The sequence below is a fragment of the Hydrogenophaga sp. 2FB genome, from assembly GCF_005503365.1.
Taxonomy (GTDB): domain Bacteria; phylum Pseudomonadota; class Gammaproteobacteria; order Burkholderiales; family Burkholderiaceae_C; genus Hydrogenophaga.
This window is the reverse complement of sequence record NZ_SCML01000049.1, coordinates 1-25,128: the sequence shown is the minus strand read 5'-3', so window position 1 is coordinate 25,128 and position 25,128 is coordinate 1. Positions and strand designations below refer to the sequence as shown.

Annotated in this window: 27 protein-coding genes, 1 pseudogene and 2 riboswitches; of the genes and pseudogenes, 25 read left to right on the top strand and 3 right to left on the bottom strand. The window is 67.6% G+C overall.

Annotated features, from left to right (window positions below; all coding sequences use genetic code 11):
• Window positions 1–1,686 (bottom strand): sigma-54-dependent Fis family transcriptional regulator, encoded by a 1,686-nt coding sequence (locus FFS09_RS23345; RefSeq protein WP_137921336.1) that lies wholly within the window; start codon window positions 1,684–1,686, stop codon window positions 1–3.
• A gap of 263 nt (window positions 1,687–1,949) precedes the next feature.
• Here FFS09_RS23345 and FFS09_RS23340 point away from each other — a divergent pair, with 263 nt between their 5' ends.
• The 16 genes from FFS09_RS23340 to thmT are packed head-to-tail and all read left to right on the top strand — an operon-like array spanning window position 1,950 to window position 14,424.
• On the top strand, window positions 1,950–2,159 hold the full coding sequence (locus FFS09_RS23340) for a phenol hydroxylase subunit (RefSeq protein ID WP_137921335.1): 210 nt from the start codon (window positions 1,950–1,952) through the stop codon (window positions 2,157–2,159).
• A 43-nt stretch (window positions 2,160–2,202) separates the two neighbouring features.
• The gene (locus FFS09_RS23335; RefSeq protein WP_137921334.1) at window positions 2,203–3,198 is read left to right on the top strand and encodes an aromatic/alkene monooxygenase hydroxylase subunit beta; all 996 of its coding nucleotides are present in this window, start codon (window positions 2,203–2,205) and stop codon (window positions 3,196–3,198) included.
• Between the two features lie 26 nt (window positions 3,199–3,224).
• The gene (locus FFS09_RS23330; RefSeq protein WP_137921333.1) at window positions 3,225–3,494 is read left to right on the top strand and encodes an MmoB/DmpM family protein; all 270 of its coding nucleotides are present in this window, start codon (window positions 3,225–3,227) and stop codon (window positions 3,492–3,494) included.
• A gap of 26 nt (window positions 3,495–3,520) precedes the next feature.
• On the top strand, window positions 3,521–5,080 hold the full coding sequence (locus FFS09_RS23325; protein ID WP_137921332.1) for an aromatic/alkene/methane monooxygenase hydroxylase/oxygenase subunit alpha: 1,560 nt from the start codon (window positions 3,521–3,523) through the stop codon (window positions 5,078–5,080).
• Entirely contained in the window at window positions 5,077–5,433 is a 357-nt protein-coding gene (locus tag FFS09_RS23320; protein ID WP_137921331.1) for a phenol hydroxylase subunit P4, read from the top strand. The genes FFS09_RS23325 and FFS09_RS23320 overlap by 4 nt, the downstream gene beginning before the upstream one ends.
• 19 nt (window positions 5,434–5,452) lie before the next feature.
• The gene (locus FFS09_RS23315; RefSeq protein WP_137921330.1) at window positions 5,453–6,517 is read left to right on the top strand and encodes an NADH:ubiquinone reductase (Na(+)-transporting) subunit F; all 1,065 of its coding nucleotides are present in this window, start codon (window positions 5,453–5,455) and stop codon (window positions 6,515–6,517) included.
• Window positions 6,518–6,529: 12 nt separating this feature from the next.
• On the top strand, window positions 6,530–6,889 hold the full coding sequence (locus FFS09_RS23310; RefSeq protein ID WP_137921329.1) for a 2Fe-2S iron-sulfur cluster-binding protein: 360 nt from the start codon (window positions 6,530–6,532) through the stop codon (window positions 6,887–6,889).
• Window positions 6,890–6,907: 18 nt separating this feature from the next.
• Window positions 6,908–7,852: a catechol 2,3-dioxygenase gene (locus tag FFS09_RS23305; protein WP_137921328.1), complete on the top strand. Its 945-nt coding sequence runs from the start codon at window positions 6,908–6,910 to the stop codon at window positions 7,850–7,852.
• 18 nt (window positions 7,853–7,870) lie between these two features.
• The gene (locus tag FFS09_RS23300; protein ID WP_137921327.1) at window positions 7,871–8,305 is read left to right on the top strand and encodes a GlcG/HbpS family heme-binding protein; all 435 of its coding nucleotides are present in this window, start codon (window positions 7,871–7,873) and stop codon (window positions 8,303–8,305) included.
• A 28-nt stretch (window positions 8,306–8,333) separates the two neighbouring features.
• Window positions 8,334–9,170, top strand: a complete 837-nt coding sequence (locus FFS09_RS23295; protein ID WP_137921326.1) for an alpha/beta fold hydrolase — start codon at window positions 8,334–8,336, stop codon at window positions 9,168–9,170.
• Window positions 9,171–9,183: 13 nt separating this feature from the next.
• Window positions 9,184–10,638: a 2-hydroxymuconic semialdehyde dehydrogenase gene (locus FFS09_RS23290; RefSeq protein ID WP_137921325.1), complete on the top strand. Its 1,455-nt coding sequence runs from the start codon at window positions 9,184–9,186 to the stop codon at window positions 10,636–10,638.
• A gap of 13 nt (window positions 10,639–10,651) precedes the next feature.
• Window positions 10,652–11,434: a 2-oxopent-4-enoate hydratase gene (gene dmpE / locus FFS09_RS23285; RefSeq protein WP_137921324.1), complete on the top strand. Its 783-nt coding sequence runs from the start codon at window positions 10,652–10,654 to the stop codon at window positions 11,432–11,434.
• Window positions 11,435–11,443: 9 nt separating this feature from the next.
• The gene (dmpH, locus tag FFS09_RS23280) at window positions 11,444–12,232 is read left to right on the top strand and encodes a 2-oxo-3-hexenedioate decarboxylase (protein ID WP_137921323.1); all 789 of its coding nucleotides are present in this window, start codon (window positions 11,444–11,446) and stop codon (window positions 12,230–12,232) included.
• Window positions 12,233–12,246: 14 nt separating this feature from the next.
• Window positions 12,247–13,158 (top strand): acetaldehyde dehydrogenase (acetylating), encoded by a 912-nt coding sequence (locus FFS09_RS23275; protein ID WP_137921322.1) that lies wholly within the window; start codon window positions 12,247–12,249, stop codon window positions 13,156–13,158.
• A 13-nt stretch (window positions 13,159–13,171) separates the two neighbouring features.
• A complete protein-coding gene (gene dmpG / locus FFS09_RS23270) occupies window positions 13,172–14,221 on the top strand; it encodes a 4-hydroxy-2-oxovalerate aldolase (protein WP_137921321.1) in 1,050 nt (349 codons plus the stop codon).
• Between the two features lie 11 nt (window positions 14,222–14,232).
• Window positions 14,233–14,424 carry a 2-hydroxymuconate tautomerase gene (thmT, locus tag FFS09_RS23265; RefSeq protein ID WP_137921320.1) on the top strand — a complete coding sequence of 64 codons (192 nt, stop codon included), beginning with the start codon at window positions 14,233–14,235 and terminating at the stop codon, window positions 14,422–14,424.
• Window positions 14,425–14,468: 44 nt separating this feature from the next.
• On the opposite strand, the gene FFS09_RS23260 is transcribed toward thmT, so the two are convergent.
• Both FFS09_RS23260 and FFS09_RS23255 read right to left on the bottom strand, forming a co-directional pair.
• On the bottom strand, window positions 14,469–16,514 hold the full coding sequence (locus tag FFS09_RS23260; RefSeq protein ID WP_252374490.1) for a penicillin-binding protein 1A: 2,046 nt from the start codon (window positions 16,512–16,514) through the stop codon (window positions 14,469–14,471).
• 61 nt (window positions 16,515–16,575) lie between these two features.
• Window positions 16,576–16,666: riboswitch (glycine riboswitch) on the bottom strand.
• Window positions 16,667–16,673: 7 nt separating this feature from the next.
• Window positions 16,674–16,763: riboswitch (glycine riboswitch) on the bottom strand.
• Between the two features lie 38 nt (window positions 16,764–16,801).
• Window positions 16,802–17,620 carry a TetR/AcrR family transcriptional regulator C-terminal domain-containing protein gene (locus FFS09_RS23255; RefSeq protein WP_252374489.1) on the bottom strand — a complete coding sequence of 273 codons (819 nt, stop codon included), beginning with the start codon at window positions 17,618–17,620 and terminating at the stop codon, window positions 16,802–16,804.
• A 147-nt stretch (window positions 17,621–17,767) separates the two neighbouring features.
• On the opposite strand from FFS09_RS23255, the gene FFS09_RS23250 reads away from it, so the two are divergent.
• The 9 genes and pseudogenes from FFS09_RS23250 to FFS09_RS23215 all read left to right on the top strand — a co-directional run.
• Window positions 17,768–18,964: an alpha/beta hydrolase gene (locus tag FFS09_RS23250; RefSeq protein WP_137921357.1), complete on the top strand. Its 1,197-nt coding sequence runs from the start codon at window positions 17,768–17,770 to the stop codon at window positions 18,962–18,964.
• Window positions 18,965–18,989: 25 nt separating this feature from the next.
• Window positions 18,990–19,961, top strand: a complete 972-nt coding sequence (locus FFS09_RS23245) for a Bug family tripartite tricarboxylate transporter substrate binding protein (protein ID WP_137921317.1) — start codon at window positions 18,990–18,992, stop codon at window positions 19,959–19,961.
• Window positions 19,962–19,975: 14 nt separating this feature from the next.
• Window positions 19,976–21,661 carry an AMP-binding protein gene (locus tag FFS09_RS23240; protein ID WP_354595893.1) on the top strand — a complete coding sequence of 562 codons (1,686 nt, stop codon included), beginning with the start codon at window positions 19,976–19,978 and terminating at the stop codon, window positions 21,659–21,661.
• Window positions 21,658–22,245, top strand: coding sequence for a VOC family protein (locus FFS09_RS23235; protein ID WP_354595892.1), 588 nt, complete (start codon window positions 21,658–21,660; stop codon window positions 22,243–22,245). The genes FFS09_RS23240 and FFS09_RS23235 overlap by 4 nt, the downstream gene beginning before the upstream one ends.
• Window positions 22,242–22,502 (top strand): hypothetical protein, encoded by a 261-nt coding sequence (locus FFS09_RS31610; protein WP_354595891.1) that lies wholly within the window; start codon window positions 22,242–22,244, stop codon window positions 22,500–22,502. The genes FFS09_RS23235 and FFS09_RS31610 overlap by 4 nt, the downstream gene beginning before the upstream one ends.
• A complete protein-coding gene (locus FFS09_RS23230) occupies window positions 22,499–23,662 on the top strand; it encodes an FAD-dependent monooxygenase (protein WP_137921315.1) in 1,164 nt (387 codons plus the stop codon). Before FFS09_RS31610 ends, FFS09_RS23230 begins: the two co-directional genes overlap by 4 nt.
• Before the next feature lie 2 nt (window positions 23,663–23,664).
• Window positions 23,665–24,123, top strand: coding sequence for an acyl-CoA thioesterase (locus FFS09_RS23225; protein WP_137921314.1), 459 nt, complete (start codon window positions 23,665–23,667; stop codon window positions 24,121–24,123).
• Window positions 24,120–24,869 (top strand): maleate cis-trans isomerase family protein, encoded by a 750-nt coding sequence (locus FFS09_RS23220; RefSeq protein WP_137921313.1) that lies wholly within the window; start codon window positions 24,120–24,122, stop codon window positions 24,867–24,869. Before FFS09_RS23225 ends, FFS09_RS23220 begins: the two co-directional genes overlap by 4 nt.
• 51 nt (window positions 24,870–24,920) lie before the next feature.
• Window positions 24,921–25,128 (top strand): annotated as a pseudogene (locus tag FFS09_RS23215) (tripartite tricarboxylate transporter substrate binding protein); the annotation flags it as partial.

Sequence of the window (25,128 nt, the reverse complement as noted above, 5' to 3'; positions counted from 1 at the left end):
CTATTCCTTCGCGCGGTCGTGCACGCGCTGCAGCCGGTAGCTCAGTTGCGGGCGGGTGAGGCCGAGCGCGCGCGCCGCGGCGGCGAGGTTGCCACCCGCGCGGTGCACCGCTTCCTGGATCAGCGCATCCTCCAGCGCGTCCAGGCTCAGGCCGCGCGCCAGCAGATCGTCGTACAGGGCCGGGCCGCTGCTCGGTGCGCTGCGCTCGAGTTCACCGGCGGCGTTGACGGTGACCGGCGCGTGCTCCGGCAGTGTGGGAAAGAGCTCGTGCACGTCGACCGGCTCGCCGGGGCTGGCCAGGATCACGCCCCGTTCGATCAGGTTCTCCAGCTCGCGCACGTTGCCCGGCCAGGGGTAGCCGCGCATCGCGTCCAGCGCGCGGTCGGTGAAGCCGGGCACCGTCTTGCCGTGCAGCGCGCCGAAACGGTTGAGCAGGTGCGCGGCCAGCGGCTCGATGTCGTCCACCCGTTCGCGCAGCGGCGGGATGCGGATCGGGTACACGTTGAGGCGGTACATCAGGTCGCTGCGGAAGCGCCCGCTGGCCACCGCCGCCTGCAGGTCGACGTTGGTCGCCGCGACCACGCGCACGTCGACCTTGCGCGTCTGCGTGCCGCCCAGGCGTTCGATCTCGCCTTGCTGCAACACCCGCAACAGCTTGGCCTGCGCGGGCAGCGGCAACTCGCCCAGCTCGTCGAGCATCAGGGTGCCGCCATCGGCGCGCTCGAAGCGCCCGGGCCGCGCCGCGCCCGCGCCGGTGAAAGCGCCTTTCTCCGCGCCGAACAGCTCGCTCTCGATCAGCTCGGCGGGCAGCGCAGCGCAGTTCACCGCGATGAAGGGCTTGCCCGCGCGCGGGCTCATCGCGTGCAGGGCGCGTGCGAAACGCTCCTTGCCCACGCCGGTCTCGCCGGTCAACAGCACCGTCACTTGCGTCGCCGCGGCCTTGCGCAGCAGGCGGGCGGCGGCGTCGAACGCTTTGGAGCGGCCGATCAGCTCGCCCAGTTCGTCGGCCGGCTGCAAGGTGGAGCGCAGCGTGTCGACCTGCGCCTGCAGGTCTTCCAGGCGCACGATCATCGAGTCGGCGGCGTAGTCCGCGGCCATCGCCTCGGCGTCGGGCCAGTCGGCCAGCACCCGGCCCTCGATGCGGCACGAGGGATGGCCGCAAGCCGCGCAAGCCACTTCCTTGAACAGCGTGGGCCGACCCATGAAGGCGCTGGTGTAGCCCGAGGCATAACCCAGCAACATCCAGCACACCGGCTCCTCCTGCGGGCCGAAGTCGCGCACGTGGGTCTCGACCTCCCAGGAATGGTCCCAGCGGAACACGCCATGGAAGCGGCCGGCCGCCACATCGATCTCGCACAGCTCGGGCGTGACCTGCACCGCGCCTTCCAGCATGTGCAGTTGCGGGCCGACCGCGAACATGTCGAGCACCGACGCGTCGCCGCGCACCTGGCGCGCCAGGGCCGCGTCGCGCTCGCCCGACGCATAACCCGCGCGCATCAGCATGCGGCGCGTGTGCTCGCGCCCGATCGTGCCCATGAACTCGCGGCGCAAGGCGCCGAGCGCCGCCGTGTGCACCAGCAGCATGCGCTGGCCGGCGAGCCAGATGCGGCCATCGCCGGCCGAGAAATGCACCATGCGGCGCAGATCGGCGTCGGGTGGCAGCGGTGGGGGCAGTGGACCGGTCATGGACAGATTATCGATAAGTTGCCAAATCCTGTCGAGCCGGCGCGCGGTGGCGACGAACAAGCGCAGTTCATCAAATGATCAATTCGGCGCCGCTAGAGGTGATGAAAAGCACATACTGCGGTGCACAAAGGCCGAGTCGAGCGGTCGGACATGGTGGGTTTCGGGCCGCTGAACCAGGCCGATACCGGCCAAAACCTCGGTGAATACCCTAGGTTTATCGAGATTTGTGCCGACTTGGCACGCACTCTGCGATGGGGTCCGGCATGCAAACGCTCCACTGCCCCACCGCCAGCCCACTGCCCGCCGTCGACACCACGCAGCGCTTTGTGCGCGTGCTGGAGCAGCGCGCCGACGGTCTGGTCGCGTTCGAGTTCGCCATTGGCTGGCCCGAGCTGGCCTGCGAGCTTCTGCTGCCCGCCCCGGCCTTCGACGCGTTCTGCGCCGCCAACCGGGTGCAGCGGCTCGACGCCTGAGACATACATCCCCCGCACGACACACCCCCAGGAGACAAGCCCCATGAACATCGACCTGCAGGCGCGCGAGATCAAGACGCTGCGCAACACCTACTCGCACGTGGCGAAGGTCATCGGCAACGACAAGACCGCCTCGCGCTACCAGGAAGCCACCTACGGCGCGCAGCCGATGGCCAACTTCCACTACCGCCCGACCTGGGACCCGGCGCACGAGATCTTCGACGCCTCGCGCAGCCAGGTGGTGCTGGCCGACTGGTATGCGCTCAAGGACCCGCGCCAGTTCTACTACGCCAGTTGGGCGATGGCGCGCGCGCGCCAGCAGGACGCGATGGAAGCCAACTTCCAATTCGTCGAATCGCGCGGCATGGTCGACAAGATCCAAGAAGCCCAGCGCCGCAAGTCGCTGCACGTGCTCATGCCACTGCGCCACGTGGCCTGGGGCGCGAACATGAACAACGCGTCGATCTGCGCCTACGGCTATGGCAACGCGTTCACCGCGCCGGCCATGTTCCACGCCATGGACAACCTGGGCATCGCGCAGTACCTCACGCGCCTGGGCCTCGCGCTGGACGACCCCTCGGTGCTCGACGACGGCAAGGACGCGTGGCTGAACGACCCGCACTGGCAGGTGCTGCGCCGCCTGGTCGAGGACACGCTGGTCGTGCAGGACCCCTTCGAATTGTTCGTGGCCCAGAACCTGGTGCTCGACGGCCTGCTGTACCCCTTGATCTACGGCAGCTTCGTCGACGACCACATCGCGCTGCAAGGCGGCACGGCGGTGGCCATGCTGACCGCCTTCATGCCCGAGTGGCACGACGAGAGCGCGCGCTGGGTCGATGCGGTGGTCAAGACCGCGGCCGCCGAGTCCGACGCGAACCGCACGCTCATCACCGCCTGGGTGCAGACCTGGACCGAGCGCGCGCTCGAAGCGCTCGCGCCGGTGGCGCGCCTGGCGCTCGGCGAAGCCGGTGGCGCCGCGCTCGAAGACGCGAGCGCCTTGCTGGCCGAGCGCTGCCGCAAGGCCGGCGTGCGCGGTTGATCTTTCACGACCCCCAAGGAAAAACCATGTCCAACGTGTTCATCGCCTTCCAGCACAACGAGGAGTCGCGCCCGCTGGTCGACGCCATCGTCGCCGACAACCCCGCCGCCGTGGTCGTGCACTCGCCCGGCCTGGTGAAGATCGACGCGCCCAACCGCCTGCAGATCCGCCGCGCCACGATCGAAGAGCAGACCGGCCGCCCCTACGACCTGCAGCAACTGCACGTGAACCTCGTGACGCTCTCGGGTCACATCGACGAAGACGACGACCAGCTCACCTTGAGCTGGAAACACTGACACACACACACACACAGGAGACCCGCATGGACACCCGCGTCACCAAGAAAAAGCTCGGCCTGAAAGAACGCTACGCCGCCATGACCCGCGGCCTGGGCTGGGAAACCAGCTACCAGCCGATGGACAAGGTGTTTCCGTACGACAAGTACGAGGGCATCAAGATCCACGACTGGGACCAGTGGCAGGACCCGTTTCGCCTGACCATGGACGCCTACTGGAAGTACCAGGGCGAGAAAGAGAAAAAGCTCTACGCCGTGATCGAGGCCTTCGCGCAGAACAACGGCCAGCTCGGCGTGAGCGACGCGCGCTACATCAACGCGCTCAAGCTCTTCATCCAGGGCGTGACGCCGCTGGAGTACTACGCGCACCGCGGCTTTGCGCACGTGGGCCGGCAGTTCACCGGTGAAGGTGCGCGCGTGGCGGCGCAGATGCAGAGCATCGACGAACTGCGCCACTACCAGACCGAGACCCACGCGATCTCGCACTACAACAAGTACTTCAACGGCATGCACCACGCGCACCACTGGTTCGACCGCGTGTGGTACCTCTCGGTGCCCAAGTCCTTCTTCGAAGACGCCATCACCGGTGGGCCGTTCGAGTTCCTGGTGGCGGTCAGTTTCTCGTTCGAATACGTGCTGACCAACCTGCTGTTCGTGCCCTTCATGAGCGGCGCGGCGCACAACGGCGACATGTCCACCGTCACCTTCGGCTTCAGCGCGCAGAGCGACGAGAGCCGCCACATGACGCTGGGCATCGAGTGCATCAAGTTCCTGCTCGAGCAGGACCCGGCCAACGTGCCCATCGTGCAGCAGTGGATCGACAAGTGGTTCTGGCGCGGCTACCGCCTGCTCACGCTCGTGGCCATGATGCAGGACTACATGCTGCCCAAGCGCGTGATGAGCTGGAAGGAAGCCTGGGAGATGTACGCCGAGCAGAACGGCGGCGCGCTGTTCAAGGACCTCGCGCGCTACGGCATCCGCGAACCCAAGGGCTGGAAGGACGCCTGCGAAGGCAAGGACCACATCAGCCACCAGGCCTGGAACACCTTCTACAACTACAGCGCCGCCGCGGCCTTCCACACCTGGGTGCCGACCGACGAGGAAATGGACTGGCTGGCCGAGAAGTACCCGACCACCTTCAACCAGCTCTACCGCCCGCGCCTGGAGCACTACCGCGAGCAACAGCAGGCCGGCAAGCGCTTCTACAACAAGACGCTGCCCATGCTGTGCAACACCTGCCAGATCCCGATGCTCTTCACCGAGCCCGGCGACGCCAGCAAGATCTGCTACCGCGAGAGCGACTGGCGCGGCAACAAGCACCACTTCTGCAGCGACCACTGCAAGGAGATCTTCGACCACGAGCCCGAGAAGTACGTGCAGAGCTGGCTGCCGGTGCACCAGATCTACCAGGGCAACTGTTTCGACCCCGGCACCGACCCGACGGTGGAAGGCTTCGACCCGCTGCTCGCGGTGCTCCAGCACTACCAGCTCGACATCGGCGCGGACAACTTCGACTTCGAAGGTTCGCAAGACCAGAAGAACTTCGCCGCCTGGCGTGGCGATGCGCCCCAAGGAGAGTCAGCATGAGCGTCGTTGCCCTAGCACCCTACGACTTCCCCGCGCGCGACGTGCGCGAGAACTTTCCCGCGCCGCTGCTCTACATCGGCTGGGAAGACCACCTGATGGTCTGCGCGCCGGTGTGCCTGCCGCTGCCGCCCGACATGCCGTTTGGCGCGCTGGCCACCGCCGTGCTGCCCGGCGTGTACGGCGAGCACCCGGACTTCGAGCGCATCGACTGGAACGCGGTGCAGTGGCTCAAGTCCGGCCAGCCGTGGACGCCCGATCCCGCGAAGTCGCTGGCCGACAACGGCCTCACGCACAAGGACGCCATCCGTTTCCGCACGCCGGGGCTGACCGGCATCCAGGGCTCGTTCAGCTGAACACCCGAGGGGCATTGCCATGGGCTACCAACTCACCATCGAACCGCTGGGCACCACCATCGAAGTGGAAGAAGGCCAGAGCCTGCTCGACGCCGCGCTGCGCCAGGGTATCTACATTCCGCACGCCTGCGGCCACGGCCTGTGCGGCACGTGCAAGGTGCAGGTGTGCGACGGCGAGGTGGACCATGGCCATGCCAACCCGTTTGCCTTGATGGAAGTCGAGCGCGACGAGGGAAAGACGCTGGCCTGCTGTGCCACGTTGCAATGCGACACGACCATCGAGGCCGACATCGACGACGAGCCCGATGCGCGCGTGATCCCCGTGCGCGACTTCGCTGGCACCGTGCGCCGCATCGTGCAGCTCACGCCGACCATCCGGGCGCTGCACATCGCGATCGACAAGCCGATCGAATTCCAGGCCGGCCAATACGTGCAGCTGGAAATCCCGGGGCTCGGTGAAAGCCGGGCCTTCTCCATCGCCAATTCGCCGGTTGCGGTGAACGGCGCCAACGAGATCGAACTGAACGTGCGCATCGTCGCCGGCGGCAAAGGCACCGGCTACCTGCATCAGCAGTTGAAGGAAGGCGACCGCCTGCGCCTGGCCGGCCCCTATGGCCGTTTCTTCGTGCGCAGCTCGGCGCAACGCCCCAAGGTCTTCATGGCTGGCGGCTCGGGGCTCTCCAGCCCGCGTTCGATGATCCTCGACCTGCTCGAGGGCGGTTGCACGCTGCCGATCACGCTGGTCTACGGCCAGCGCACGCGCGACGAGCTGTACTACGACGCCGAGTTCCGCGCGCTGGCCGAGCTGTACCCGAACTTCAGCTACGTGCCGGCGCTCTCGGGCGAGCCCGAAGGCTCGGATTGGGACGGCGCGCGCGGCTTCGTGCACGACGCCGCGAAGGCGCACTTCGGCGGCAGCTTCGCGGGTCACCAGGCCTACCTGTGCGGACCGCCGCCGATGGTGGAGGCCTGCATCGCCACGCTGATGCAGGGCCGCCTGTTCGAGCGCGACATCTTCACTGAGAAGTTCCTCTCCGCGGCCGATGCGCAGAACGCGCGCAGCCCGCTGTTCCACCGCCTCTGAGCACGACACGCCATGCTCTTCGACACCCGCCCCAAGGTCAACGTCTGCGTCGCACAGACCGGCGAGACCTACGCCTGCGCCACCGACGAGAGCCTGCTGCGCGGCATGTTGCGCCTGGGCCGCCGCGGCATCCCGGTGGGCTGTGTGAACGGTGGCTGCGGTGTGTGCAAGGTGCGCATCGTTCAAGGACACGTGACCGAACTCGGCCCGGTGAGCCGCGCGCATGTGAGCGAAGACGAAGAACACGCCGGCCTCACGCTGGCCTGCCGCGTCGCGCCCACCTGCGCCGTGACGCTCGAAGTCGCCGGCAAATTGCAGAGACCTTTTTCCAGAGCGGCGGGCCCCACGCCCGCCGCGCCAAACCAGCAGTAACCAACCAGGAGACGAATGATGGGTGTGATGCGAATTGGACATGTCAACCTGCGGGTGATGGACATCGATGCGGCGGTCAAGCACTACGAGAACGTGCTCGGCCTCAAGACAACCATGGTCGACAAGGCCGGCAACGTGTACCTGAAGTGCTGGGACGAGTGGGACAAGTACTCGCTGATCCTCACACCGTCGGACCGCGCCGGCATGAACCACATGGCCTACAAGGTCGAGAAGGACGCGGACCTCGATGCGTTGAAAGACAAGATCGAAGCCTGGGGCGTGAAGACCACGCTGCTGCCCGAAGGCTCGTTGCCCGCCACCGGCCGCATGCTGCAGTTCAACCTGCCCAGCGGGCACGAGATGCGGCTGTACGCGATGAAGGAATACCTCGGCACGGACGTGGGCACGCAAAGCCCCGACCCCTGGCCCGACGGTCTCAAGGGCGCGGGGGCGCACTGGATGGACCACATCCTGCTGATGTGCGAGATGAACCCGCCCGAAGGTGTGAACACCGTGGCCGACAACACGCGCTTCATGGCCGAAGCGCTGGACTTCTTCCTCACCGAGCAGGTGGTGGTTGGTCCGGACGGCAGCATCCAGGCCGCCACTTGGATGGCCTGCACCACCACGCCGCACGACATCGCCTTCGTCGGCGCGCCCACCAGCGGCCTGCACCACATCGCCTACTTCCTCGACTCGTGGCACGACGTGTTGAAGGCGGCGGACGTGATGGCCAAGACCAAGACCCGCATCGACGTCGCGCCCACGCGCCACGGCATCACGCGCGGCGAGACGATCTACTTCTTCGACCCGAGCGGCAACCGCAACGAGACCTTCGCGGGCCTGGGTTACCTCGCGCAGCGGGATCGGCCCGTCACCACTTGGAGCGAAGACCGCCTGGGCAGTGGCATCTTTTTCCACACGGGTGATCTGGTGCCTTCGTTCACCGAGGTCTACACCTGATCGCGCGAGGAGCCTGAGATGACGCACTCGGTGAACACCCCGGTGATCGACTGGCCCGCCGCGCAAACGGCGGTCGCGGCGGCGGTGCAGGCCGCGCAGGCGATGGGCGCGCGCGTCAACGTCGCGCTGGTCGATGCCGGCGGTGTGCTCGCGGGCTTCCTGCGCATGCCGGGTGCGCCGCTGCATTCCATCGACATCGCGATCGACAAGGCCTACACAGCCGTGAGCTTTGGCTTGCCGACCGCGCGCTGGACCGAGGTGCTGCAGTCGCACTCGGCCGCCGTGCGCGACGGCCTGGTGCAACGCCCGCGCTTTGTGGCCTTTGGTGGCGGCCTGCCCATCGTCGAAGACGGCCGCTGCATCGGCGCCATCGGTGTGTCCGGTGGCAGCGAGCAGCAGGACGAAGAGATCGCCCACGCCGGCCTGGTGGCGCTGGGCCTGCACACCGCTTGAACGTGAAGACCCGCAGAGAAAAGAGACCATGACGAACCCCGAAATCGGCCGGTCCGTGACCGCGGCCGGCATCCGCACCAACCTGCACGACGTGGGCACCGGTTCACCGGTGCTGATGATCCACGGCTCGGGCCCCGGTGTGTCCGCCTGGGCCAACTGGCGCCTGAGCATTCCCGTGCTGGCCCAGCGGTGCCGCGTGATCGCGCCCGACATGGTCGGCTTCGGTTTCAGTGATCGGCCCGAAGGCCAGGCGTACACGATGGACCACTGGGTCGCGCAGGCGGTCGGTGTGCTCGACGCGCTGGAGATCGAACGCGCCGACCTGGTGGGCAACTCCTTCGGCGGCGCGCTCGCGTTGGCGCTGGCCATCCGCCACCCGCAGCGCGTGCGCCGGCTGGTGCTGATGGGTTCGGTCGGCGTGCCGTTCGACATCACGCCCGGGCTCGACGCGGTGTGGGGCTACGAGCCCTCGCTCAAGACGATGCGCTCCTTGCTCGACGTGTTCGCGCACGACCCGAAGCTCGCCACCGACGAACTCGCGCAGCTGCGCTACGAGGCCAGCATCCGCCCCGGTTTTCACGAATCCTTCGCGGCGATGTTCCCCGCGCCGCGCCAGCGCTGGGTGAATGCGATGTGCAGCGCCCCGGCCGACATCCGCGCGCTGCCCCACGAGACGCTGGTGTTGCACGGACGAGAAGACCGCGTGATCCCGCTGGCCAACTCGCTGACCCTGGCGCAATGGATTCCCAACAGCCAGCTGCACGTGTTCGGCCACTGCGGCCACTGGACCCAGATCGAACACGCCGCGCGCTTCAACCGCTTGCTGCTCGACTTCTTCGCCGAAGCCGATGCAAGCAACTCCTGACGAGACGATGACCATGAAACAGTTCCTCAACTTCATCGGCGGCGAATTCGTCGCCACCGGCAAGACCTTCGAGGACCGCGCGCCGGTCGACAACCGCGTCATCGGCCTGGTGCACGAAGCCGGCAAGGCCGAGGTCGACGCGGCGGTGCGGGCCGCGCGCGCCGCGCTCAAGGGCGAATGGGGTCGCATGGGCGTGAACAAACGCGTCGAGCTGTTGTACGCCGTGGCCGACGAAATCAACCGCCGCTTCGACGACTTCCTCGCCGCCGAGATGGCCGACACCGGCAAGCCGCATTCGCTCGCCTCGCACATCGACATCCCGCGCGGCGCGGCCAACTTCAAGGTGTTCGCCGACGTCATCAAGAATGTGCCGACCGAGAGCTTCGAGATGAGCACGCCCGACGGCGGCACGGCCCTGAGCTACGCCGTGCGCTCGCCGGTGGGCGTGGTCGGCGTGGTGTGCCCGTGGAACCTGCCGCTGCTGCTCATGACCTGGAAGGTCGGCCCGGCCCTGGCCTGCGGCAACACCGTGATCGTGAAGCCCTCGGAAGAAACCCCCGCTACCGCCACGCTGCTCGGCGAGGTGATGAAGGCCGTCGGCATTCCCGATGGCGTCTACAACGTGGTGCACGGCTTCGGGCCGGACTCGGCCGGCGCTTTCCTCACGCAACATCCGGATGTGGACGCGATCACCTTCACCGGCGAGACGCGCACCGGCGAAGCCATCATGGCCGCCGCCGCCAAGGGCGTGCGCCCGGTGAGCTTCGAGCTCGGCGGCAAGAACGCCGGCATCGTGTTCGCCGATGCGGATTTCGACAAGGCCGTGGCCGGCATCACGCGCAGCGCGTTCGAAAACTGCGGCCAGGTCTGCCTCGGCACCGAACGTGTGTACGTGCAGCGGCCCATCTTCGACAAGTTCGTGCAGGCGCTCAAGGCCAAGGCCGAGGCGCTGAAGATCGGGCCGTCGGAAGAGCCCGGCGTGGGCCTGGGGCCGCTGATCTCGCGCGAGCACCAGCAGAAGGTGCTGGGCTACTACGCACGTGCGAAGGCCGAAGGCGCGACCATCGTCACCGGCGGTGGCGTGCCGCGCATGCCGGGCGCGCTGGCGGAAGGGAACTGGGTGCAGCCCACGATCTGGACCGGTCTGCCCGAAACCGCGAGCGTGGTGCGCGAGGAAATCTTCGGCCCTTGCTGCCACATCGCGCCCTTCGACACCGTCGACGAAGCGATCGCCCTGGCCAACGACACCGACTACGGCCTGGCCACCACGGTGTGGACGCAGGACCTGAGCACCGCGCACCGCATGGGCCGCGAAGTGGACGTCGGCCTGTGCTGGATCAACAGCTGGTTCCTGCGCGACCTGCGCACCGCGTTCGGCGGCAGCAAGGCCTCGGGCATCGGCCGCGAAGGTGGCGTGCACTCGCTCGAGTTCTACACCGAGCTGCGCAATGTGATGGTCAAGCTCTGAAGAAAGACACCCCATGAACGACAAGAAAATCGAACAGTACGGCGACGAGCTGTACCAGGCGCTGCTCGAGCGCAAGCCGGTGGCACCGCTCACCGACCGCGAACCCACGATCACCATCGACGACGCCTACCGCATCCAGCTGCGCATGGTCCAGCGCCGCCTCGACGCGGGCGAGACCGTGGTGGGCAAGAAGATCGGCGTCACCAGCAAGGTGGTGATGGACATGCTCAAGGTAGACCAGCCCGACTTCGGCCAACTCCTCTCGGGCATGGTGGTGCACGAGGGCGAGGCCATCCGCGCCGACAGCATGATCGCGCCCAAGGCGGAAGCCGAGGTCGCCTTCGTGCTCAAGAGCGACCTGCAGGGCCCGGGCGTGACCGCGGCCGACGTGTTGCGCGCCACCGCCTTCGTGATGCCGTGTTTCGAGATCGTCGACTCGCGCATCCAGGACTGGAAGATCAAGATCCAGGACACCGTGGCCGACAACGCCTCGTGCGGTGTGCTGGTGCTCGGCGGCACGCGCCGCGATCCGCGCGACGTGGACCTGGCCCTGGCCGGCATGGTGCTCGAGAAAAACGGCGAGATCGTCAGCACCTCGACCGGTGCCGCTGTGCAGGGCTCGCCGGTCAATGCGGTGGTCTGGCTTGCCAACACGCTGGGCCGCCTGGGCATCGCGCTCAAGGCCGGCGAAGTGATCCTCTCCGGCTCGCAGTCGCCGCTCGTGCCGGTGAAAGCCGGCGACTGCTTGCACTGCAGTGTCGGCGGCCTCGGCAGCACCAGCATCCGCTTTGTTTGAAAGCACCCCATGAAACTCGATGCACAAACCATTGCCGATCTGGCGACCCACCTCGAAGACGCCGAGCTGAAAGCGCACGACGTCACCAAGATCACCGACGCCCATCCGCACATGGACTGGGACGACGCCTATGCGATCCAGGATGAGATCCGCCGCCGCAAGGAAGGGCGCGGCCAGCGCACGGCGGGCCTGAAGGCGGGCCTGACCTCGTTCGCGAAGATGAAGCAGATGGGCGTGGAGACGCCGGTGTTCGGCTTCGTCAGCGATTACATGGCGCGGCCCGACGGCGGCGAGATCAAGACCTCGGAGCTGATCCACCCCAAGGTGGAGGCCGAGATCTGCATCGTCACCAAGGCAGCTTTGCGCGGCCCCGGTTGCCACGTGGGCGCGGTGCTCGCGGCGGTCGACTTCGTCGTGCCCGCCGTTGAAATCATCGACAGCCGCTACCGCGATTTCAAGTTCGATCTGAAGAGCGTGGTGGCCGACAACACCTCGGCCTCGCGCTTCGTCGTCGGTTCGCGCATGCGCGCCATCGACGGGCTGGACCTGCGCACGCTGGGCGTGGTGCTGGAGAAGAACGGCGAGATCGTGGCGATGGCGGCCGGCGCGGCCGTGCTCGGCAACCCGCTCACGGCCGTGGCCATGCTGGCCAACCACCTGGGCGCGCGCGGCCAGGAAATCCCGGCCGGCACCTTCGTCATGACCGGTGGCGTGACCGAGGCGATCTCGGTGCAGGCCGGCGACAGCGTGAACGTGCGCTTCCAGGACCTGGGCAGCGTGTCGATGCGCTTCGTTTGAACAGGAGAAACCCCATGAACAAAATCAAATGTGCCCTCATCGGGCCCGGCAACATCGGCACCGACCTGCTCGCCAAGCTGCAGCGCAGCCCGGTGCTCGAACCGGTGTGGATGGTCGGCATCGACCCCAACTCCGATGGCTTGAAGCGCGCCCGCGAGATGGGCATCAAGACCACCGCCGACGGCGTCGACGGCCTGCTGCCGCACGTGCTGGAAGACGGCGTGCAGATCGCCTTCGACGCCACCAGCGCCTACGTGCACGCCGAGAACTCGCGCAAGCTCAACGAGCTCGGCGTGATGATGATCGACCTCACGCCCGCGGCCATCGGCCCGTACTGCGTGCCACCGGTGAACCTGCAGGAGCAGGTGGGCAAGCGCGCGATGAACGTCAACATGGTCACCTGCGGCGGCCAGGCGACGATTCCGATGGTCTACGCGGTGAGCCGCGTGCAGCCCGTGGCCTACGGCGAGATCGTGGCCACCGTGTCCAGCCGCTCGATCGGCCCGGGCACGCGCAAGAACATCGACGAGTTCACACGCACCACCGCGGGCGCGGTGGAAAAAGTGGGCGGCGCGCAAAAGGGCAAGGCCATCATCGTGGTGAACCCGGCCGAGCCACCGCTGATCATGCGCGACACCATCCACTGCCTGACCGTCGGCGAACCCAAGGTGGCCGAGATCGAGGCCTCGGTGCAGGCGATGCTGCGCGAGGTGCAGAAGTACGTGCCGGGCTACCGGCTCGTCAACGGCCCGGTGATCGACGGCAACCGTGTGTCCATCTACATGGAGGTCGAGGGCCTGGGCGACTACCTGCCCAAGTACGCCGGCAACCTGGACATCATGACCGCCGCCGCCGCCCGCACCGCCGAGCTATTTGCCGAGGAGATCCTCGCCGGCAAGCTCGTGCTCGAACCCGCATTCGCCTGAAGGAGTGACCACCATGAAAAGCAAACTCGACGGCCGGAAGGTCACGCTGCACGACATGACGCTGCGCGACGGCATGCACCCCAAGCGCCACCAGATGACGCTGGACCAGATGAAGGCCGTGGCCTGCGGCCTGGACGCCGCCGGCGTGCCGCTGATCGAGGTCACGCACGGCGATGGCCTGGGTGGCAGCTCGGTGAACTACGGCTTTCCCGCGCACACCGACGAGGAATACCTGTCCACCGTGATCCCGCTCATGAAGCAGGCCAAGGTCTCGGCCTTGCTGCTGCCCGGCATCGGCACCGTGGACCACCTCAACATGGCGCACGCGCTGGGCGTGAACACCATCCGCGTGGCCACGCACTGCACCGAGGCCGACGTGTCCGAGCAGCACATCACCGCCGCGCGCAAGCTCGGCATGGACACGGTCGGCTTCCTGATGATGGCGCACATGAACACGCCCGAAGGCCTGGTCACACAAGCGAAGCTGATGGAGGGCTACGGCGCGAACTGCGTCTACGTGACCGACTCGGCCGGGTACATGCTGCCCGACGACGTGAAGGCGCGCCTGAGCGCCGTGCGCGCTGCGCTCAAGCCCGAGACCGAGCTGGGTTTTCACGGCCACCACAACCTGGCGATGGGCGTGGCCAACAGCATCGCCGCGATCGAAGCCGGCGCGACGCGCGTGGACGCGGCCGCCGCGGGCCTCGGCGCAGGTGCCGGCAACACGCCGATGGAGGTGCTGGTCGCCGTGTGCGACCGCATGGGCATCCACACCGGCATCGACGTGTGGAAGATCCAGGACGTGGCCGAAGACGTGGTGGTGCCGCTGATGGACTTCCCGATCCGCGTCGACCGCGACGCGCTCACGCTCGGCTACGCCGGCGTGTACGGCAGCTTCCTGCTGTTCGCCAAACGCGCCGAGAAAAAGTACGGTGTGCCCGCGCGTGACCTGCTGGTGGAGCTGGGCCGGCGCGGCATGGTCGGCGGCCAGGAAGACATGATCGAAGACACCGCGCTCACGATGGCGCGCGAGCGTGGCCTGTTGCCCGCCCGCGCCGCTTGAAGGAGCACGCCATGCCGTTCGCACAGATCTACATGATCGAAGGTCGCACCGAGGAACAGAAGAGGGCGGTCATCGAAAAAGTGACACAGGCGCTGGTGGAGGCGGTGGATGCGCCGAAGCGGAACGTGCGCGTCTGGATACAGGACGTGCCCAAGGAAAACTGGGGCATCGCCGGCGTCAGCGCGAAGGACCTCGGGCGCTGAGGCGCCGCCTTCGCCGGTGCACGTTCGCCTGGATGCGCGCCCGCCTACGGGCTGGGCATCGCCGTGAGCGGCGCCGCGCCCCCATCGGTGAATGCCGTGGCGCATGCGAAGGCGGGCCGCACGAACGGTGAGCGGTTGTCCACGCAGGCATTGCCGGCCAGGTATTCGGCATAGACGTCGTCCTCGCCGAACCGCACCAGGCCTTCGGGCATGGCCGGTTGCGACACCGGCCTGTCCGCCACCGCCACCCGCATGTACGCCGTCCACACGGGCAGCGCCAGCGTGCCGCCCGTGGCGCGGCTGCCCAGGCTGCGCGGCTGGTCGAAACCCATCCACACCACGGAGGCCACACCGCCCGCGTAGCCGGCAAACCAGGCGTCGCGCGCGTCGTTGGAGGTGCCGGTTTTCCCGGCCACGTCGGGGCGGCCCAGTGCCGCCGCGCGCCGCCCCGTGCCCTGGCGCACCACGTCGCGCAGCAGGCTGTTCATCACGTAGGCGTTGCGCGGCGAGATCACCGCGCTGCGCTCGGCCGCGTCTGGCGCTGCGTACAGCACGTCGCCGCCGCGCTCGCGCACCTGACGGATCAGGCGCGGCTGCACCCAGTGGCCGCCATTGGCGAAGACGGTGTACGCCTGGGTGAGTTGCAAGGGCGTGGTGGTGCCCGCGCCCAGGGCCAGGGGAAGACCGGCCGGGTTGCGTTCGGGCGCGAAGCCAAAGCGCGCCGCGAACGCGCTGACGTGGTCGGTGCCGGCCGCTTCCATCAGGTTCACCGCGACCAGGTTCTTGGAGCGCACCAGGCCGCGCCGCGCGTCGATGAAACCTTCGTACTGGTTGCCGTAGTTGCGGGGGCTCCAGGCCTTGCGGCCGCGCGCCGCGGGCGTGACCACGCGCTGCGTGTCGTCGACCAAGGTGCCCGGGAAATAGCCCTTCTCCAGCGCGGCCGAGTACACGAACGGCTTGAAGGTCGAACCCGGTTGGCGCTGTGCCTGCACCGCGTGGTCGAACTGGTTGAGGGCGAAGTCGAAGCCACCGGTCAGCGCGAGGATCTCGCCGGTGTTCACGTCCATCGACACCAGCGCGCCTTCCATGCGGGGCAACGGAACGCGATGCTTGCGCCCACCATCGCCGCGCCTGGCCTGCGCCGCCTGCAGGCCCGCGCGCAGTTCGCGCGTGGCCGCGCGTTGGGCCGCCACATCGATCGTGGTGCTCACATTGAGGCCGAGCGCATAGGCCTCATCGCCGAAGCGGTCCACCACCATCTGGCGCGCCTGTTCCACGGCGAAGGCCGCATCGGTGTGCAACCCGCTGGTGTTGACGCGCAGCGTGAGCGTTTCGGCCAGGGCGTCTTGCAACTGCTGCGTGTCCAGATGGCCCAGCGCGTGCATGCGGTGAAGGATGTGGCGCTGGCGGACCGTGGCGCGTGCGCGGTTGGCCACCGGGTTGTAGGCCGAGGGCGCCTTGGGCAGCCCGGCCAGCATGGCCGCTTCGGCCACCGTCAGCTGGTTCAGCGTCTTGTCGAAGTAGACCGAGGCCGCCGCGGCAAAGCCGTAGGCGCGCTCGCCGAGGTAGACCTGGTTCATGTACAGCTCGAGCAACTTGTCCTTGCTGTAGACCGACTCCAGCTTGTATGCCAGCAGGACTTCCGTGAGCTTGCGGCTGTAGGTTTTCTCGCGGCTGAGGAAGAAGACGCGGGCCACCTGCATGGTGATGGTGCTGCCGCCCTGGGCGCTTTCACCCGCGCGAAAATTGCTGAGCACCGCGCGGGCCATGCCGCTGAAGTCCACCGCGCCGTGCCCGTAGAAGTTCGCATCCTCGATGGCGAGCAAGGCCTGTCGCAGCACCAGCGGTATGCCGTCGAGGCTCACCAGCTCGCGGCGCTCCTGGCCGTATTCCGCGAGCAGCGTGCCATCTCGCGCGTAGATGCGCAGGGGCAGCCTGGGGTCGTAGTCGGCGAGATGGTCCACGGGGGGCAATTGCTGCCACAGGTGGTGCAGCAGGTAGGCGCCGCCGAGGCTGCCGCCGATGAGCACACCGAGCACCACGCCGAGCAGCGTGCGCAGCAGGCGGTTTGGGGAGGGGGAAGGGGACACGGAAGAACCATCCAGGGAAGGCCGGACGCGCGTGGCCGCGAGCCCGGTGGCGCCTCTCCCCCTGTCCTTTTACCTGAGAGTTTCGGCTGCCGCGGCAGCCTGCCCCTTCGGTGGGCCCACGCATGCGTGGCATGCGTTGGGCCTCTCTCCAGTCGGCGATGTTCTTCTGCGGTCCCGTGTACCTGAGCGATGATGGGAGATTGCGCCTTCGGTGGGGGCTGGTGCGCCCCGCTCTCCCGCAGAGAAGGCGTGATTATGGACGACGCATTTTGGGGAGGCCCACCACACTAGCGCGTGGCCTTTCTCGCGCGCTTCGCAGGGCGGCTCGCGCGCCAGCGCTCCATGCCATCGAGCAGCAGTTCGAGGCCGGCCTCGAAAGCGCTCTCGGCGTCCACCCGCGCAAACGGCTCGGCCATGAAATGCGCCGCGCCGTATTCCGCTTCGGGCGCCTGTTCGATGCGCTTGACGATGAACTTCGCGTGCGCGGCCGGCAACTGCCGGCTCACCTCGGCGTAGGCGGCCGTCATCGTGTACTGCGCCAGCAGGTGGTAGCCCATGGCGCTGTGCTCGGGGGAGAAGCCGCCGTCGCGAAAGATCTGCGCCATGCGGTTCAGGTAGACCAGGCCGTAGTCCGTCTGGCCCGGCGCGACCTGCTGGAACAGGCGGAAGCGGTTGTGCGACATGATGTAGCGCAGCACCCCGCCGTACTCGACCATGAGCGCATAACTCTGCCGCGCATGGTGCTCGACGTCCGCGCGCCAGTCGCCCGTGAGCCCGCCCAGCCGTTCCACGCGCGTCTTGAAGTAGAGGTTCACCACACCGGAGATCAGGTCGTCGCGGCTGCCGATGTAGTAGTGGATCAGCGCGGGTGTCACGCCGAACTCGCGCGCCAGCCCAATGATGGACAGCTCGGCCAACGGTTCCACCTTCGCCATTTGCACCGCGCGCTCGATGACCTGCTCGCGCGCGAGCAATGGCGTGGTGCCGGCAATCACCTGTTCTGCCTTCGGCGGCCGACCGCGCCGCCGAGGCGCGTCCGCCGGGCTGGCGGCGGACTTCTTCGCGGGCGTGCTTCGCGGGATGGTTCCTGCCTTCGTTGTGGCCAATTTTTTTTCCTGCATTTGACGGTGCATCAATATTACCGTACCATTAATTTACTGACCGTCAATTTAATCGGAATCGCCTTGAACCAGGACATCAAAAAACCAGCCGTCACCGCCGGCTTGCGCGGCGCGGGCTGGAACCCCCAGCGCATGGACCGGCCTTACACGCTGCGGCCCCATGCCTTGAGAACGGCGGATGGACAGCGCACGCTCGGCTTCCTGTACACGCAGACGGGTCGGGAAAAGTCGGTGATCTGCCTGATGCACCCGCGCGAGTTCTCGGGCACGCCCTATCTGGTGCCCGACGTGCTCGACGCAGGGTGTGCCGCCTGGGTGCAGGCGCCGCGCTCCATCGGTTCGGACCTGCGCCTGGAGCACGAGGTGGCGCTGCTCGATGTGGCGGCCGGTGTGGCCCAGTTGCGCAAGCTCGGCTTCGAGCACGTGACCTTGTTGGGCACCTCGGGTGGCGCGGGCCTGTACGGCTTCTACACGCAGCAGGCCCTGCGCAGTCCCGAGCGGCGCCTGACCGACACGCCGGCCGGCCGGCCCGTGAAGCTCGCCGAAGCGGACATGCCCGCGCCCGACGCGCTGGTGCTGGTGTCGCCGCACCCGGGCCAGGGCAAGCTGCTCATGAATGGCATCGACCCGTCGGTGACGGACGAAGCGGACCCGTTCTCGGTGGATGCGGCCTTGGACCCTTTCAGCGAAGACAACGGTTTCGCCAGGCCGCCCGCGTCGTCGCGGTACGCAACCAGCTTCGTGCAGGCGTACCGCGCCGCGCAGCGCCAGCGCGTGGAGCGCATCGACGGCATGGCCAAGGCTTTGTTGCGCGAGCGCGCCGCCGCGCGCAAGGAACTCAAGGCGCTGGGCGCATCGGCGCCGTCGGTGCTGCGCCGCAAGGCCGCCTACACGCCCATCCTCACGCTGTGGCGCACCGACGCGGACCTGCGTTGCTGGGATCTCTCCATCGACCCGTCGGACCGCGCGGTGGGCTCGCTCTGGGGCGCGGACCCGTTCGCCTCCAACATGGGCAGCGTCGCGTTCGCGCGCCTGATCACGCCGGAATCGTGGCTGTCCACCTGGTCCGGCATCACCTCACGCGCAAGCTTCGACCAGTTCGGCGCGGAGCTGACCGTGCCGACGCTGATGCTCGACTACACCGGCGACCAGGCGGCCTTCCCGAGCGACATGGACGCCATCTACGCATCGCTGGGCAGCAGCGACAAGCAGCGCATCAAGGTCCGGGGCAACCACCATGGCATGGCCCTGGCCGATGGCGAAGAACCCGGGCAGGTGGTCGTGGGGCGCCACCTGCAGGAATGGTTGAAGCACAACGCCCGCCACTGACGATTCACAACACCAGGAGACCAGCATGAAACATTTACCACGCCTGCTTGCGGCGATGGCCACCCTGGCCCTCGCCTGCGCCATCCCGGCGCAAGCGCAGCCGTATCCGAGCAAGATGATCCGCGTCTACGTGTCCTCGGCACCGGGCAGTGCGCCGGACATCATGGCCCGCCTGATCGCGGACGCGCTGGGCAAGGGGTTCGGCCAGACCGCCATCGTGGAAAACAAAGTGGGTGCCGGCGGCATCGTGGTGATGAGCGCCCTCAAAGCGGCGCCGCCCGACGGCTACACCATCGGCCTCGTGCAGGCCGCTGTGGCCACCGTCACACCGCTGACCTACAAGGCCGCCACCTTCGAGATCGAGCGCGACTTCGACACCATCGGCACCGTGGGCGTGACCCCGATGCTGTACACGGCGAACCCGAAGTCCGGCATCAAGACGCTGGCCGAAGCGATTGCCTTGGCCAAGTCCCAACCCGACACGGTGATGGCCGGCAACCCGACGCGCACGTCCATTCCGCACCTCGCGAACGCGCTGCTGGCCGACAAGTCGGGCGCCGTCCTGCGCCACGTCCCGTTCTCCGGCACGCCGCAGGGCATCCAGTCGGTGCTGGCGGGTGACATCCAGATGTACACGGACGGCGTCACGCCGTTGATTCCGCTCGTCAAAGGCGGCAAGCTCAACGCGCTGGCGGTCGCCGCCGACACGGTGCTGCCCGGCCTGGAAGGCATTCCGCTGGCGAAGGACACCGTGCCCGGCCTCGTGGTGTACGGCTGGTTCACGCTGCACGCCCCCAAGGGCACGCCGCGCGATGTGCTGCAGCGCTTGAACACCGAGCTGAACGAAGCGCTCAAGCGGCCCGAGGTGGTGGCGCGCCTGCACAGCCTGGGCACCTACCCCAGGATCTCGACGCTGGACGAATCGGCGAGCTTCGTGCGGCAGCAGAAAGCGCTGTTCGGCGGCGTCGTGAAGTCCATGGGTCTGCAACCCGAATGAATGGGAGCGTCTCTGTGAATTTCGAGCCCGACGTTCGCATGCCCGGGGTGGTCTACCCGCCACCGGACACGCTGCAGCGCTACATGGCCGCGGGCGCGCTCACGCGCGAGACGCTGGTCGACGGCTTCGCCGCCGCCGTGCAGCGCCACGCGCAGCGGCCCGCCCTGGTGGGGCCTTCGGGCCACCTCAGCTATGCCGAACTGGACGTGCGGACGGACCGGCTGGCCGCCGGCCTGCTGCGCCTGGGCATGCGCCCGCTGGACCGGGTGATCTTCCAGGCGGGCAACAGCCACGAGCTGGTGGTCGCCTTCCTGGCCTGCCTCAAGGCCTCGCTGATTCCGGTGTGCACGTTGGCCGCGCACCGCGAACACGAGATCGGTTACCTGGGCCAGTTGAGCGAGGCACGGCTGCACCTCGTGCAGGGCGATGACCCGAAGTTCGACGACGTCGTGTTTGCCCAGCGCATGCGTGCGCAACTGCCGGGCGTTGACCACATCGTGCAGGCGCGCGGCGAACCGCGCGACGGCGCAATCGGCCTGCAAGCGCTCATCGACGGCATGGGCCATGAAGAAGCCCGCGCGCTGCTGCGGCAAGTGCCGCGCGATCCGTTCCAGGTCGCGGTGTTCCAGCTCTCCGGTGGCACCACCGGCGTGCCCAAGATCATCCCGCGCTTCCACAGCGAATACCTCTACAACATGCGCAGCGTCGCGCGCGTCAACGGCTATGGGCCGGACGACGTGCTGTTCATGCCGCTGCCCATGATGCACAACCTCAACATGGGTTGCTGCTTCGGCCCCTTCCTGATGTCGGGCGGCGCTATCGTCATCAGCTCCAGCCTGCAGGGCGACGAGATGATCGCCGTGCTGCAGCGTTACCAGCCCACCTGGGCCTCGGTGGGCGCGGTGCTCGCGCGCATCCAGCCGGCGCTGGAATCGGGCGAGCTCCGGCTCTCGCGCCTGCGCGGCGTGATCGCACCCAACGGCGCGCCGCACCTGCGTCCCATTCTGGGCGCGCCCGTGCGGCACATCTTCGGCATGACCGAAGGCGTGATCATGCTCACGCGCGAGAGCGACCCGCAGGAGGTGCAGGACACGATGATCGGTCGGCCCGTCTCCGAGTTCGACGAGGTCCAGCTGCTCGTGCCCGGCACCGAACAGCGCATCACCGAAGACGGCGTCGAAGGCGAAAGCGCTTTCAGGGGGCCGTACACCATCCATGGTTACTACCAGGCCGAGGAACGCAACCGCGAGGCGTTCACGAGCGATGGCTTCTACCGCTCGGGCGACCTGATGCAGGCCAGGACGATCGGTGGCGTGCGCTACTTCCAGTTCCGCGGCCGCACCAAAGACGTGGTGAGCCGTGGCGGCGAAAAGATCAACTGCGAAGAGGTCGAGGTCATCGTGCGCCGCCATCCCGCCGTGACCAACGTGCAGATCTGCGCCATGCCCGACCCGGTGCTGGGCGAGCGCGCCTGCGCCTTCATCCAGCCCAAGCCGGGACAGACCGCGCCCACCGTGAAGGAACTCGGCGCGTTCCTGCAGCAGGAAGGCTTGGCGAAATTCAAGTGGCCGGAGCGCGTCGAGCCGGTCACGGAGTTCCCCATGACCAAGACGGGGAAGTTAAGCAAGCTGCTGCTCAAGCAGATCATCGTGGACAAGCTGGCCGCGGAAGCGTTGGCCAAGGAAGGACAAGCAACATGAGCACACCCGCCACCCTGCCGCTGCAGGGCGTTCACCACACGGCCCGCCCCACCTGGAAGCTGGCCGAAACGGTTCACTTCTACCGCGACCTGCTCGGCCTGCCGCTGGTGCACGCGATCTCCGCGCGCGGCTGGGGCCCCGACGACCACGCCGACTTCCTGCACTTCTTCTTCGACAGCGGCAACGGCAGCACCATCGCCTTCTTCTATTACATCGGCGCGGACCAGCCCGACTTCGCCACACCGCGGCCGGACTACCGCTACAAGGCGACCCACACCGCGTGGCGCGTGGAGACGCGCGAGCAACTGCTGGAATGCCGCGCCAAGGTCGAGGCCGCCGGCATCGCGATGAACTACCAGATCCGCCACGAGGTGATCGAGTCGATCTACTTCAACGACCCCAACGGCTATTCCATCGAGATCACCTGGCAGGCGCGCCCGTTCAGCGAACTCGACATCGCCGACGCGGGGCGCACCATCGACGCGGCCGTGGCGCTCTCACAGACACCCGGCGCGCTCACCTGCATCGACGACGTCTGGCGCCGCAAAGGCACCGAACTCGCGCGCGAACTGGAGGCCGCATGATGCCCACCATCTTCGTTCTGGACGTCGAGGAATTCCTGCCGCTGGTGCAGCACGCGCGCGAGCGCCAGGACCTGCGCGTCACCGGCCCGCGCAAGGGCTACTGGTGCATCGCGGGCGACCACGAGTTGCGCTTCTCGCGCAAGGAACTCGGCTTCAAACCCGCGGTGTGGAACGGCGCGCTGACCGGTGGCCTGCTCGGCCAGGTGGTGCAGTTCGACAAGGACACGCTGCGCATCGTGGACGGGAGCACACCATGAAGATCGCGGTGATTGGCGGCGGCCCCGCCGGACTGTACTTCGCGATGCTGGTGCGCAAGCGCCAGCCGGACTGGCCCGTGGTGGTGCTGGAACAGAACCCGCCGGACGCGACCTTCGGCTTCGGCGTGGTGATGGCCGATTCCGGCCGCAACAACCTGCGCTTGGCCGACGAGGCCAGCCACGACGCGCTGGTGCGCAAGATGACCTTCACCGACCGCCAGGTGATCACGCTCAACGAGCAGTCCATCGTCGTCGAGCGGCCCGGCAAGGGCGGCGCGATCCGGCGCATCGACCTGCTGCGGGTGCTGCAGGACGCGGCCTTGCGCGAGGGTGTGGAACTGCGCAGCGGCGCGCGCCTGGAGAACCTGGGCCAGCGCGCCGACCATGGGCTCGCGGACGCCGACATCCTCGTCGGCGCCGACGGCGTCAACTCGATCGTGCGCGGCGGCGACGAAGCCGGGTTCGACACCCGGCGCTCCCAGCTCACCAACCGCTTCGCCTGGTTCGGCGTCGGCAAGGCCTTCGCCACGCCCGCGCTGGTGTTCCGCAAATTCCAGGGCGGCAGCTTCATCGCGCACTACTACCCCTACACCGACGAGAACAGCACCTTCGTCGCCGAGTGCGACGACGCCACGTGGCAGCAGTTCGGCATGGAGCGCATGTCGCTCGATCAACGCCGCGAACTGTTCGAGCAGGTGTTCGCCGCCGAGCTGGACGGTCACCCCTTGTTGTCGAACAACTCGCTGTGGCGCCAGTTCCCGGTGATCCGCAATGACCGCTGGGTGAGCGGCCACAAGGTGCTGATCGGCGATGCGCAGACCAGCGCGCATTTCTCCATCGGCTCGGGCACGCGCATCGCGATGGAAGACGCCATCGCCCTGGCCGCAGCGGTGTGCGACGCGCCGGGCACGGCGGCCGACAAGCTGCGCGCCTTCGAGACCCAGCGCAGGCCTGAGAAGGACAAGCTCATCGGTGCGTCCGAGCGCTCGTACCGCTGGTACGAGGACATTGGCGACTGGATGGACCGCTACAGCGCGCACGAGTTCGTCTACCGCTTCATGACGCGCACCGGCCGCGTGAGCGATGCGCGGCTGGCCTCGTCCTATCCCCAGCTCTACTCGGAGCTGTGCAGCGCCGGCGTGGTCGCCGCGCCGGCGTGACCATGGTGGAGAGTGTCGAAAGCGTCGTCAGCCGCGTGCCCTTCGTCATCCGGCGCCGCGTGCGCTGGGCCGATTGCGACCCGGCCGGCGTCGTCTACACCGGCAAGTTCGTGGAGTACATGCTGGGCGCGGCGAACCTGTTCTACGCCAACCTGACCGAGCTGAACTACCGCGAGTTCCTCCTGGCGGTCGGCGTGGACACGCCCTGCCGCGGACTCGACATGGACTTTCGCGGGGCGCTGTGGCCCGACGACGAATGCCTCCTGCAGGTGAGCGTGGCCGAACTGCGCCGCAGCAGCTTCGACCTGCGCGTGCGCGCCTACCAGGCCAGTGGGCGCGAGGTGTTCGTCGGACGCTTCACGCCGATCTGCATTCCGAAAAACGGCGAGCGCCACAGCGTTCCCATTCCGCCCGCCTACCGCGAGGCCTTGACGCAGCACCTGCTGCAAGACACACCATGAAAACCCTCTACCGCATCGGGCAGATCGTGCCCAGCTCGAACACCACGATGGAGACGGAGATTCCGCGCATCCTGCGCCGCCGCGAGGCTGATCACGCGGAACGCTTCACCTTCCATTCCAGCCGCATGCGCATGCACCGCGTGACGCCCGAAGAACTCGCCGCCATGAACCGCGAGGGCCTGCGCTGCGCGGCCGAGTTGTCCGACGCGCGCGTCGACGTGATGAGCACCGCCTGCCTGGTGGCCATCATGGCGCAGGGGCTGGGCTATCACCGGGACGTCGAGGACGACTTCGCCAAGATCGTGGCGGACAACGGCGCGCAGAGCCGGGTCATGACCTCGGCGGGCGCGTTGATCCATGGCCTGCACAAGCTCGGCGCGAAGAAGGTCTCGCTCATGGCCCCCTACATGAAGCCACTGACCGCCAAGGTGGTGGCGTACATCGAGAACGAAGGCATCGAGGTGGTGGACAGCCTGTGCTTCGAGATCCCGGACAACCTCGAAGTGGGGCGGCGCGATCCAATGCAGTTGCTCGACGACGTGAAGAAACTCAACACCGCCAACGTGGACGTGGTGGTGTTGTCGGCCTGCGTGCAGATGCCTTCGCTGCCGGCAATCCAGCAGGCGCAGGACCGCCTGGGCATTCCGGTGACCTCCACGGCGGTGTGCACCGCGCGGAACATGCTCGACCTGCTGGGACTGGATGCGCGGGTGCCGGGCTATGGGCGTTTGCTTGAGGTCGCGTAAGGCGCAAGCCCTTTTCTGAACAACCCACAACACAACGATCTGGAGACCCCCATGCGTCACTTCCTCATTCCCCTGTTGACATGCCTCGCCCTGGGCAGCGCCCATGCCGAGGAGCGCTTTCCTTCCGGCCCCGTGAAGCTGCTGGTGGCCACCGCACCCGGCGCGGGCATGGACGCCACCGCGCGGCTCGTGGCCGACAAACTTGCGGCGATGTGGGGCCAACCGGTGGTGGTGGAGAACAAACCTGGCGGCGGTGGGG